At 59.4% G+C, this 10,735-nt stretch carries 10 protein-coding genes; 2 read left to right on the top strand and 8 right to left on the bottom strand.

Features of this window, described 5'->3' with window-relative positions; genetic code table 11:
* Nucleotides 1–116: 116 nt before the first annotated feature.
* Nucleotides 117–1,094: an HpcH/HpaI aldolase/citrate lyase family protein gene (locus tag ACR0LW_RS21120; protein ID WP_480782038.1), complete on the top strand. Its 978-nt coding sequence runs from the start codon at nt 117–119 to the stop codon at nt 1,092–1,094.
* A gap of 67 nt (nt 1,095–1,161) precedes the next feature.
* Here ACR0LW_RS21120 and ACR0LW_RS21115 read toward each other — a convergent pair whose 3' ends face one another.
* From ACR0LW_RS21115 to ACR0LW_RS21080, 8 genes are all read right to left on the bottom strand, one after another.
* Nucleotides 1,162–1,563, bottom strand: a complete 402-nt coding sequence (locus ACR0LW_RS21115; protein ID WP_480884395.1) for a hypothetical protein — start codon at nt 1,561–1,563, stop codon at nt 1,162–1,164.
* A gap of 11 nt (nt 1,564–1,574) precedes the next feature.
* Nucleotides 1,575–2,276, bottom strand: coding sequence for a hypothetical protein (locus ACR0LW_RS21110; RefSeq protein ID WP_480884393.1), 702 nt, complete (start codon nt 2,274–2,276; stop codon nt 1,575–1,577).
* Nucleotides 2,246–3,817, bottom strand: coding sequence for a caspase family protein (locus ACR0LW_RS21105; RefSeq protein WP_480884391.1), 1,572 nt, complete (start codon nt 3,815–3,817; stop codon nt 2,246–2,248). Before ACR0LW_RS21105 ends, ACR0LW_RS21110 begins: the two co-directional genes overlap by 31 nt.
* A 139-nt stretch (nt 3,818–3,956) precedes the next feature.
* Nucleotides 3,957–5,126 carry an iron-containing alcohol dehydrogenase gene (locus tag ACR0LW_RS21100; protein WP_480884389.1) on the bottom strand — a complete coding sequence of 390 codons (1,170 nt, stop codon included), beginning with the start codon at nt 5,124–5,126 and terminating at the stop codon, nt 3,957–3,959.
* 166 nt (nt 5,127–5,292) lie between these two features.
* Nucleotides 5,293–5,550, bottom strand: coding sequence for a DUF6525 family protein (locus ACR0LW_RS21095; protein ID WP_480884387.1), 258 nt, complete (start codon nt 5,548–5,550; stop codon nt 5,293–5,295).
* Nucleotides 5,551–5,552: 2 nt separating this feature from the next.
* Nucleotides 5,553–6,185, bottom strand: coding sequence for a DUF1826 domain-containing protein (locus ACR0LW_RS21090; RefSeq protein ID WP_480884385.1), 633 nt, complete (start codon nt 6,183–6,185; stop codon nt 5,553–5,555).
* The gene (locus ACR0LW_RS21085; RefSeq protein ID WP_480884383.1) at nt 6,182–7,396 is read right to left on the bottom strand and encodes a GTP-binding protein; all 1,215 of its coding nucleotides are present in this window, start codon (nt 7,394–7,396) and stop codon (nt 6,182–6,184) included. The genes ACR0LW_RS21090 and ACR0LW_RS21085 overlap by 4 nt, the downstream gene beginning before the upstream one ends.
* A 4-nt stretch (nt 7,397–7,400) precedes the next feature.
* The gene (locus tag ACR0LW_RS21080; RefSeq protein WP_480884381.1) at nt 7,401–8,519 is read right to left on the bottom strand and encodes a CobW family GTP-binding protein; all 1,119 of its coding nucleotides are present in this window, start codon (nt 8,517–8,519) and stop codon (nt 7,401–7,403) included.
* Between the two features lie 438 nt (nt 8,520–8,957).
* Between ACR0LW_RS21080 and ACR0LW_RS21075 the strand changes: the two genes are divergently transcribed.
* A partial coding sequence (locus ACR0LW_RS21075; protein WP_480884379.1) for a matrixin family metalloprotease occupies nt 8,958–10,735 on the top strand: 1,778 nt, incomplete at its 3' end.

Genomic DNA, 10,735 nt, shown 5'->3' with positions numbered 1-10,735 from the left:
CCGCCAATGGCGAAGACGGCAACGGCGCCGTCGAGGCAAAGGTCAAGGCCGAGGTCGCTGACCTTTGTGCACGCTTCCCGATCTATCCGAACCTGTAAGACAAAGGACCCAAACCCATGAGTTTTCACTCCATTGACCAGGCCCCTGCCCGCCTGAACCGCAGCGAGCTGGCCGTCCCCGGCAGCCAGCCCGGAATGTTCGAAAAGGCCGCGCAATCCGACGTGGACGTCATCTTTCTCGATCTCGAAGACGCCGTTGCGCCGGACGAAAAGGAACAGGCCCGCAAGAACATCATCGAGGCGCTGAACGATATCGATTGGGGCACCAAGACCATGTCGGTGCGCATTAACGGTCTGGATACGCATTACATGTATCGCGATGTTGTTGATGTGGTCGAACAGGCAGGCGCGCGGCTGGATTTGATCATGATCCCCAAGGTGGGCACGGCGGCAGATGTCTATGCGGTCGATATGCTGGTCACGCAGATCGAAGATGCCAAGGGTTACAAGACACGTATCGGGTTTGAGCACATCATCGAAACCGCTCTGGGAATGCAGAATGTCAGCGAGATCGCGGCAGCCTCGAAACGCAATGAAAGCCTGCATTTTGGGGTCGCGGACTATGCGGCATCGACCCGCGCGCGCACGACGATCATTGGCGGCGTGAACCCGGATTACTCGGTCCTGACTGATGCTGATGCCGATGGGGGCCGGGCGACGCATTGGGGCGATATGTGGCACTATGCGCTGGCCCGTATGGTTGTCGCTGCGCGGGCCAATGGACTGCGCCCGATTGATGGTCCTTTCGGAGATTTTCAAGACCCCGACGGATATCGCGCAGCAGCCAAACGCGCGGCGGTTCTGGGTTGCGAAGGCAAATGGGCCATTCATCCCAGCCAGATTGCCCTGGCAAACGAGGTCATGTCGCCCTCGGACGCCGAGGTGACCAAGGCGCAACGCATTCTTGTCGCCATGGCCGAGGCCGAGGCACAGGGAAAAGGCGCGGTGTCACTGGACGGGCGGCTGATCGATTATGCCTCGATCCGTCAGGCCGAGGTGCTGGTGGAAAAGGCCGGACAGATCGCGGCGGCCTGAACGGACTGCTTCGGACAGGTGCTGGCGACCAGAGTTACGGTCGCCACACCAATCCAGCACCATCCCGTTACCCCGACAGTTTCGCCAGATCACTGCTCAGGGCGCGGGCTTCGGCGATGCTGCGTTGCAGGGCGGCGAGTTTGTCGTCGGGCGTCGCACCGCCCGGAGTGGTGTTCAGAACCCGATCAATGCGCGCTGCCGTGGCTGGATCAGCACCGCCAAGCGCGTCGCGCTGTTGCAGGATCCTCAGCTTCAACTGCGCCAATTCGGATTCCGACGCCCGGATTTGCGCGGACAATGCGTCATTCCGGGCTTGGGCCTCGGCAACTTCGCCCTCGGCGGCGGTGATCCGGTCGTCATAAGCCCCCGTCGCGATCCCCGAGACGCCCGAGAAGAACCCGCCTTCGGCAGGGTCGGTGGTTGTCTGGCAAGCGGCCAGAAGCACACAAGGTAAGGCGAGGCGGAGCATAATCACACCTTTCATAGCGATGAGGCCAGATCGCCCGCGATGCCGCGCATCTGGGTTATCTGATTGGACAAAGCTGCCAGATCGCCATCGATGGGCGAAGCAGTCTGTCCGCGAGAAATAGTCAAGTTGCGCGCCTCGTTGAACTCGGCCTGTCGTTTGGTGGCCCCGTCGATGGCCAGTTCCATCTGTGTCAGGTTGCCGTTCGCCTCGGCCAGTTCGCGCTGCACGTCGGCCTGATCCACGGTTCCCGAGGCGACCTGCGCGTTCAACGCATCCAACTCGGCCTTTTGCGCCGCCAGAACCTGATTCATGACATTGATCGTGGTCTGCATTTCCGACGCGTTGCGGTCGAGGTCCTTTTTGATCTGCCGCAGCCGCGACTCGCGCCCGGCATAGTTGCGCTGAACAAAGGCCACATAGGTTCCCGCAAGGGCGCCAGCACCCAACCCGATGGAAAATCCGGTGCCGATATCGTCGCTGCCACCAATGCCAAAGCCGATCGCCCCGCCGGTAACGCCCCCTGCAACGGCCCCTTGTAGAATGGTCTTCTGCATCGCCGCCGCCTGTTTCGCCAGATCGGCCTCGGCCTGTGTCGCGCCGCCAGTGCCCGCAGGCGGAGCAGCGGTTTGACTGGTGTCGCTACAGGCCGAAAGGGCCAGCGAGACGGCAAGCACAGCTGCGCTTATTCGGGGGGTATGAGATCGGCCAGCCATTGGTAACTCCCTTTTTTGCTGTCCTCGGCCTGCGCAACATGGCGCAGGAACAGGGCGGCGTCATCTGTCAGCTGGGCGCTTGCAAGGCCCAGCGAGTTTGATCCCGATGCTGCGCTGATTATCGAGGTATCAACATCGGGTGGAAAAAAGACGACAGACCGTCTGAGGACTTCGTCATAGTAGCTGCGGCTTTGGTCCAGCCGTCGCAGGATGATGCCTCGGGATCGGTAGATGTCGTATACATCATTGCGCGCCTGCTGCAGCACCGGCAGCGCGTCGGGGTTCGAGCGGGCAATCTCTTCGATCTGTCCCAGCGCGTCTTCGGCAATGGCCAGTGTGCGTTCAACACTGCGCAGGGCAACAAGGTCGGTGCGCAGCCGTTGCAATGTGGTTGCGGCCAGAAACACCGACACTTGTGCGGCATCCTCATACAATCGCTCGGCCGAGGCGGTCTCTTGCGCGGGCAGGCGGCGGCGATAGCTGTCCAGCGCCGGACCCAGATCGCGCGTTTGCCCGTCGCTAAGGTGTCCAAGGGCCACCAGCGCGGTCGCCAGTTTTTCCGGGTTTGCTTCGGACAATGACGCGCCCAAGGTCGCCAGGGATCCGGATGATCCGGTTTTAAGTGCGGCGATCCGGTCCTTTGCGAAGGCCGCGAACAGGCCATCAGGATAGTCCTGCAAATAGTCTTCAAACACGCGGACATCCGAACTGGACGAGATACTGCGCCACTGCGCCAAATCCGCCGCCGTTGTGTCTTGCGGCGCGTCCGAGGGCAGGCCGGGGGCAAAGCTGTGTTCATCCAGCACGGATTCTTCGACCCACGGGATCTGGCGCCCTTCGGTTTCAAGCACGACCTGCTGCCGAACCCGTCCCAACGTCAGCCGCACGTCCAGATCGGGCGTTGCGATATGGTCCAGAAGGCCGGTGGTAAAGACGCTGTTGTCGCCCAGCCCGTCATAGGCCACGTTGCCGGGATCGGTGGCATAAGCAATCAGCAGGCCCGCGCCGCCGCGCATTCGAACCAGCCCTTGTGCGACCATACCACTGTCGGAAAACGGGTTGTTGCGGCAAGCATCCAGCAGCAAAATGCCAACATCCGGCCCCGCTTTGGACATCACGTCGCGCACCCTGTCCAGCGTCAGGGAACTGCGTCTGAGTGCGGCCACATCACTGCCCGCAAAATCGGTGCCAATCAAATGGTTCTCGCCGCCAATCTGAACGCCATGGCCTGCGTAAAAGAACACGGCCATCTCGGCCCCTTTGGCGGCGGTGCCGAATTGATCCAGTGCCTGTTCCATCCCGGCGACGTTCTGGTCGGTTGCCCGGATCACGCTGAAACCCAGCTCGCTCAGGGCCGACCCCAGCGCGGCCACGTCATTCACCGGGTTGCGCAGCGCCATGTCCGGCGAGGCATAATTCGAATTGCCGATCAGAAGCGCCACGCGGGTCGAGGCATGTCCCTGCGCGGCCACGAAGACCAAACCAAACAGGGCAATGGTCAGAACGCGGCTGAGTGCAAAGAACGGGCGGGCTACGGGCATGCCGTTACGTTAGCGCATGGCGCTTTCAAATAACAATTGGCGCAATAGGACAGGGCAAAGACAAATGGCCAAATTACCATAGGTCCGCGTTTTGCCCGCGCGGTATCAAACGACATGACCGGTCAGTTAACCTCGTGTCCTAAGCCGCCGCCGAGGCCACCGGCAAGCGCATCATCAAGGCCGCCATTTCGTCAAGGTCGTGATCCGAGACGGGGCAGGCAGAGTTCTGCGACATGGAGTGATTTGCGGGGATCTTCATGGCTGCGGCAAGGTCAGCATCCGTCAGACCCTCACAGACAGAAGGCAGTTCTGCGGCGATGCCACAGGCGCGCATCAGGCCCATGTAAACGTCGGGCAGTGCCTCTGCTGCAGCCGACCCGCCAAGGGCCTGCGCTGCCAGGGCGTAATTCTCGGCCCCGTCCGGTCGGGCGACAAGCCAGGGCAGGCTGACCTCCAGCGCAAGCCCGGTTGCATGTCCGTGGTGGACCCGCGCCAATGATCCGAGTGCATGGCTGATATTGTGCCCCATATGCGTGTTGCAATTGTGCAGGGCCAAACCGGCGACGGTGCTGCCCCAAAGAACGCGTCCGCGCGCTTCAAGATCAGACCCGTCTGCCACCACGCGGGGCAGGGCGTCCGACAGAATGCGCAACGCTTCCAGACCATAGAGCAGACCGGCAGGGCTGGTTGAACGTGCCGTTGCCCCTTCAAGCGCATGCGCGACCGCGTCGATGCCGGTCCAGGCCGTGATATGCGGCGGCAGGCTCAGCGTCAGTTCGGGGTCCAGCACGGCCTGTGCGAACATCAGCTCTTCGCCGAAATACCAGTTCTTCAACCCCTCGGGCGTGGACACGATCGACGTGCGCGTGACCTCGGACCCGGTTCCGGCCGTTGTCGGGATCGCGATTGCGGGCAGACCGTCCTGCGGTAACGGTTGCGCTGCCAGCGCAAAGTCGCGCGCCGGTTTTTGGCTGTTGGCTATGGCCGCGACCAGTTTGGCCGTGTCCATGGCTGCCCCACCGCCCAGACCAATGACGCTTGTGGCCCCGGTTTCCCGCGCCTTGGCCGACAGGTCATCAACCAGAGTTTCCTTGGGCTCACCCGCGACATTTGCGGCAAGAACAAAAGGCAAATTATGTGCAGCCAGATCCTGCGTCAGCCGGTCCGTAACACCAAGGTCGGCCAGAATGGTGTCCGCGATGATCAGCACCGGACCGCCGCCCAAATTCGCCACGATATCCGGAACCTTCGACAAACGTCCGGCCCCAAAAGTCAGCGGAGGCACCCGGCCAATGTTAAACGTTTGCATTGCAACCTCGTTCCATAAGTGACGCCTTTTGCAAGCATCTTTGACGAGCAGTCATTCACGGCGCAAGCGCCGAATTTGTCCGCAAGAACGAGAACCGCCAAGCCGGTGGGTGTGTGGCGCGAAACTCACAGTTTTATTGCCTGTCGGGAAGCCTGTGGGCGCGTGGCTAGCAGGCTGCGCCCTGCAACCCGTCTTTCGACAATTGCTGGTCCTGCAGGCGATCCAGTTCCTGCAATGCGACCTGTGGATCGCCGGTGCGCGACAAGGCGCGGTCATAGGCGCGGCGAACGGACCGGGGCCGCCAGGGCAGCGCCGCGTTTGCCAGCCACCTACGTAAGGGTGGGGGCAGCCGGTCGAACTCGCGCATGGGATCTTCCCGCCGCCGCCGTTTTTTCAGTTTCGTCTGGCCCAGATTGCCCGCCATTCTTATGCGTCCTCGGTATCGAAAACCGGGTCCAGCACCAGAACCAATCGGGTTTCCCCGGACCCTTCGATGGGTGGGGACCGGTGCAACAATCCCGAAGCCGGTGTCTCGGGCCAGCGCGAGCCGCGCATCACCATGGGGCACCCCGTTGCCAAGGTGAACAGTTTTTTCGGCTCTGCCCCATTGGACGAGATGCCATATTGCGTGCCGGTTCCCCGATAGGTGCAAATGAGACGGGCGAGGATCGCGTCAATGTGGAACTTGCGGCAGGCGTTTGTGGTGACAACGCCAAGGCGCACGCGCAGATATGGCGCGCGCATGATCCCGGCAAACCGGGCCGAGAGGTCGGCGATGTCCTCGACCAGCCATGTGCGTTCGGGACCTTCCTCAGTACCTGAGATGTCACACAGATGCTGAACGGCCTGTTTTACTGCACCGGGGCGCAGCACCATGCGTGTGGCAGGCAACTGATCGGGATGCAGACCGTCGATCCAGGTCTGAAACCCCAGCGGCGGTTGCCTGCGCCAAATCGCTGCCGCACAGCCGGGTTTACGGATCACGGACAGGTCTTCGGGCCTGTCCGCAACACCAACGCCGATTGCGGCATTCCTGATCTCGGTATGTGCCAAAGTCACGCCGCTTCCCCTTCGCGTCGCCAGCCCGGGAAGGGGTCAGGCAAGTCCAGTGGCAGGGCCTCGGGGCCCGAGGCCAGATGTTCGGGGACCAGACAGTCGTCCAACCGCACTTTCAATACCGGCCAGTCAATACCCGAGCCGATGAACACAATCTCTTGCCGCCGATCACCCCAGGGTTCGGACCAATGGGCCTGCATATATTCGCGCGCGCTTTCATGATCCGGCCACCGCTCTTTCGGGACCGAAGCCCACCACGTGCCCAAAGGTTTGACGGAAGACAGCGCGCCCGCCATGGAAAACTCGGCCACCCAGTTCGGACGCGTGGCCAGCCAGAAATGCCCTTTTGCGCGGATAACACCCGGCAGGTCCCCATTCAGCACTTTCAGGATCTTTTCGGGCTCAAAGGGCTGACGCGCGCGGTACACGAAACTGGTAACGCCGTATTCCTCGGTCTCAGGCACGTGGTCCGCAAACCCATAAAGTTCCTTGGCCCACATCGGATGCTCATGCGCCCTCTCGAAATCGAACAGACCTGTATCCAGAATGGCCTCGGCGGCCACGTCGGAGTGATTGGTCTCGAAGATGCGCGCGTCGGCGTTCAGGCTGCGGATGATCTTGCGCGCGGCATCGGTTCGGTCCGGCCCGGCATCGGCCACCTTGTTCAGAATGACCACATCGGCAAATTCGATCTGTTCCACCAGCAGGTTGACCAGCGTGCGGTCGTCTTCCTCGCCCATGGTCTCACCCCGGTCGCGCAGGAAATCGTGGCTGGAGAAGTCCTGCAGCAGGTTCACCGCATCCACCACCGTCACCATCGTATCCAGCCGCGAAACATCGGACAGGCTTTCGCCCAGCTCATCCCGAAAATCAAAGGTCGCTGCGACCGGAAGCGGTTCAGAAATGCCGGTGGATTCGATGAGCAGATAGTCAAAGCGGCCATCTTCAGCCAGTCGGCGCACCTCTTGCAGCAGATCATCGCGCAGGGTGCAGCAGATGCAGCCGTTTGACATCTCGACCAGTGTTTCATCGGTGCGGCTGAGTTCCGTGTCCGCGCGCACCAGGTCCGCGTCGATGTTCACTTCGGACATGTCATTGACGATCACGGCGACGCGACGGCCTTCGCGGTTGTTCAGGGCACGGTTCAGCAATGTGGTTTTGCCCGCGCCGAGAAAACCGGACAGGACGGTGACAGGAAGTCGGGTATCGGTCATTGCCTTAAAGCTCCGTGGGGTTTTGGGTGTCTGTGGGATGTGGTTTGCGCAGCAAATCGAGGCTGCACTGAATCTCAGGCCGGTTCAGGTTGCGCCCGATCAACACGATGCGGGTGCGGCGGTCTTCCCCTGTCCAGTTCTTTATCGGGATAGGCGGGTCAAAGATGTGCTGGACCCCGTGGAACGCGAATGGCGTCTCGATTCCGTCCAGAAACAGGATGCCCTTAACACGCAGGATGTCCTTGCCTTTGTGGGCGATCAGAGTGTCGAACCACTTGTCAAAAAGGTCGTCATCCAAGGCCTCGTCCAGAACAATCGAAATGGACGTTATGTCGGTGTCATGACGGCGAAACTCGGTCGTCGATACGGGGCTGTCCGCCGAGCCCGGCAGCAGCCCGGACAGGTTGCCAAGAGGGTCCTCATTTTCTTTGGGTGTCGTCCAGGCCAGTGCGTCCTGTTGGCCTGCGGTGTCGCGCATGCTTGTCAGGTTCCACATCCCGTCCGCGCTGAAACCGCGATCCGAAACGCGCATGATGCTGGCGGTCGGGTTCAGGTCACGGAGCCGCTTGGTCACGGCCTTTGATTCAGTGTCAGAGACAAGGTCCGTCTTGCTCAGCACGATCAGATCGGCCAGCGCAACTTGCGAGACGGCCTCGAATTGCGCGTCCAGCGTCCCAGGGCCGTTGACGGCGTCCACAACGGTGACGATGCCATCCATCCGTGTATTCCGCGCCAGATATGGATCGACCAAAAGCGTTTGCAGGATCGGTCCGGGATCGGCCAGGCCCGTGGTTTCAATCACGATCCGGTCAAAGTGCAGCATGCCTTCGTCACGCCGGGCAAGCAGCTTGACGAACGTGTCCGACAGATCCCCGCGGATTGAGCAGCACAGGCAGCCGGATGACATCAGCATCACGTCGCCGTCCACCGATTCAATCAGATCGTGATCCAGACCCGGCTCGCCGAACTCGTTCACGATCACCGCAATGGGTCCCGAACTGGACTCCGCAAGAATTCGGTTAAGCAGTGTCGTCTTACCCGCCCCTAAGAATCCAGTGAGCAACGTCACCGGGACGCGCAGATCATTGGTCGGGTTTGGCGTGGTCTTTGAGGCGTGAGTCATGAACATGGGCGTGCGACAAATGTAATAACATTACAAAATTATGGGAAATCAAATCGAGTGTCCAGATGGCGCAGGGCGATAGGGTCAAAGTGCCTTGATCATGCGTCTTTGACGTAGGAAGATGCCACAGAGAAAATGGGTGTGAATTGAAGTTCAGGTGAGTCAGGCCGCCTCTTCAAAACTGAACTAATGGCGTATGTAAGATATAAGTATTTGTTATGGTTTAGATATTCTCTGCATGCAGATTAGGTGCGCGGGTTTTGTCGACCGTCCGTTCTCAGTTGTTGAGAAGAGGCCACAGTCAGTAGTGTCAGGGTGACACGCACTGGACATCCTTTAACCAAAAGATCAATTTCTCGCTTAAGGCGAGAGCCTCGCCACAATAATGACAACTTGGACATGAATCTTCTTGTCCAAAGAATTTTTTAGGGCCTTGCAATGGTTGTTAATATTTCAACTCCTCCTTCGTCGTCTCCACTGAGCGCGATCCAAGGAACCCGCGCGTATGGTAACGGTAACCCGAATACCACAACGACGATTACCTATAACTTTGACCAATATGCGGGCTCCACCCCTTGGACAAACGCGTACAAAGACGATTTCAGGAAGGCACTGGCTGTTTTTGAATCCGTTGCCAACATACGGTTCGTAGAAGTCTCTAATTGGCAGGACGCTGACATTTACGAGGTTCTTGCACCGAATTCCAACCCGTACTTCTTCGATTCCCCGTATACGCTCGGGTATCACTATACGCCCTCAAATAACCCCTCCGAAGGTGCCTTCAGCACGGATTACTGGGATGCAGGCCCGGGTGGGAACGGGGATGCCGGAGGCTACTTTTTCACGACTCTGCTGCACGAGCTGGGCCACGCACTTGGCTTGGCTCACCCGCACGATTCAGGGTTGGGTACAACAGTCATGCGCGGCGTCACAGGACCGTTCGATTCTTTCGGAGCTTCGGGTTTGAACCAGGGTGTCTACACCGTCATGAGTTACAATGACGGTTGGACCTCCAAGAACGGAATTCTGCCGGTGGACGCCAAATGGGGTGGCGCTACAGGATTGGGTGCGCTGGATATTGCTGCGCTGCAAAACATGTACGGCGCGAACAATTCGTACAACTCGGGAAGCAATACATACGATCTGGCCACAAGCAACGCCAGCGGCGTCGGGTATCAGGCCATTTGGGACACAGGCGGATCCGATACAATCCGTTATTCTGGCAGTGGGATCACAGTTATCGATTTGCGACCCGCCACCCTTGATTATTCGTCTACGGGCGGCGGCGGCGTGTCTCATGTTGGGGGCGTAAAAGGCGGGTTCACGATTGCGGCCGGTGTTGTTATCGAAAACGCATCGGGTGGATCTGGGAAGGACACCATTTTTGGCAATGCCGCCGTAAACACTCTGAATGGTAACGGCGGCAACGACACCTTTTTTTCAGCCTCCAACGGATCGAACAACAACACGATCAACGGCGGTGGCGGCAGCGATACAATCTACCTCGCCAATGGATCCGGCGCAGACACTGTAAACGGTGGATCCGGTAACGACGTCGCCATTGTCAGAAACAATACAGGTTCGTTCTCGGGTGGAACTGGCACTGATACGGTCAGATTCGTAAGCGCCATCAGCAAGTATCTGTTCATCAACAATGGCAGTACCTACGAGTTTCTGGACGTTATCACCGGCAGAACCTTTACAGTGTCCAGCGACGTGGAGCGTTTCGAGTTTTCGAATGGAAATCTGGGCTACAACCTTACTCAGTTGACGAACGCAACTCAGATCTCGGACGTCGAAACGACTGGAACCGCGCTTCAACACGCCGCGCAAGGTATCTACCTGATCGGTGGTCCGGGTTCGAATGTCGCAGTTACTTTCAATGGTCAGGTTATGGGGGAGAATTCCCTCGTTGGCTGGACGGCCATTCAAGTTGAAGACGATGGCCAGGGATACCTTATTCTTTGGCGCAATGACGATGGCCGTTACGCGGAGTGGACGCTTGACGATCAGGGCGCGCGTTTGAGCGGTCGCCCGATTGCGAATGTTGTCGATGTCGAGGTGTTCTACGGCGTTGATCTGAACAATGATGGCACAATTGGTCATTTCACGACGACCGTTGAAGATGACGGCGCGACAACGCTGGCCTCGTCGACGCGTGGGGTTTACCTGATCGACGGCAGCACGGAAGTGACATGGAGAGGGGACCAGATCGG

It is taken from the genome of Ruegeria sp. N4, assembly GCF_056531425.1.
Note: the sequence above shows the minus strand (reverse complement) of the source record. Positions and strands in the feature narration are given on the sequence as shown.

Excerpts from the sequence above, each read along its gene's own strand:
- ACR0LW_RS21120 (WP_480782038.1), top strand. The coding sequence starts at position 117 with ATGAGTTTTCACTCCATTGACCAGGCCCCTGCCCGCCTGAACCGCAGC.
- ACR0LW_RS21115 (WP_480884395.1), bottom strand. The coding sequence starts at position 1,563 with ATGCTCCGCCTCGCCTTACCTTGTGTGCTTCTGGCCGCTTGCCAGACA.
- ACR0LW_RS21110 (WP_480884393.1), bottom strand. The coding sequence starts at position 2,276 with ATGGCTGGCCGATCTCATACCCCCCGAATAAGCGCAGCTGTGCTTGCC.
- ACR0LW_RS21105 (WP_480884391.1), bottom strand. The coding sequence starts at position 3,817 with ATGCCCGTAGCCCGCCCGTTCTTTGCACTCAGCCGCGTTCTGACCATT.
- ACR0LW_RS21100 (WP_480884389.1), bottom strand. The coding sequence starts at position 5,126 with ATGCAAACGTTTAACATTGGCCGGGTGCCTCCGCTGACTTTTGGGGCC.
- ACR0LW_RS21095 (WP_480884387.1), bottom strand. The coding sequence starts at position 5,550 with ATGGCGGGCAATCTGGGCCAGACGAAACTGAAAAAACGGCGGCGGCGG.
- ACR0LW_RS21085 (WP_480884383.1), bottom strand. The coding sequence starts at position 7,396 with ATGACCGATACCCGACTTCCTGTCACCGTCCTGTCCGGTTTTCTCGGC.
- ACR0LW_RS21080 (WP_480884381.1), bottom strand. The coding sequence starts at position 8,519 with ATGACTCACGCCTCAAAGACCACGCCAAACCCGACCAATGATCTGCGC.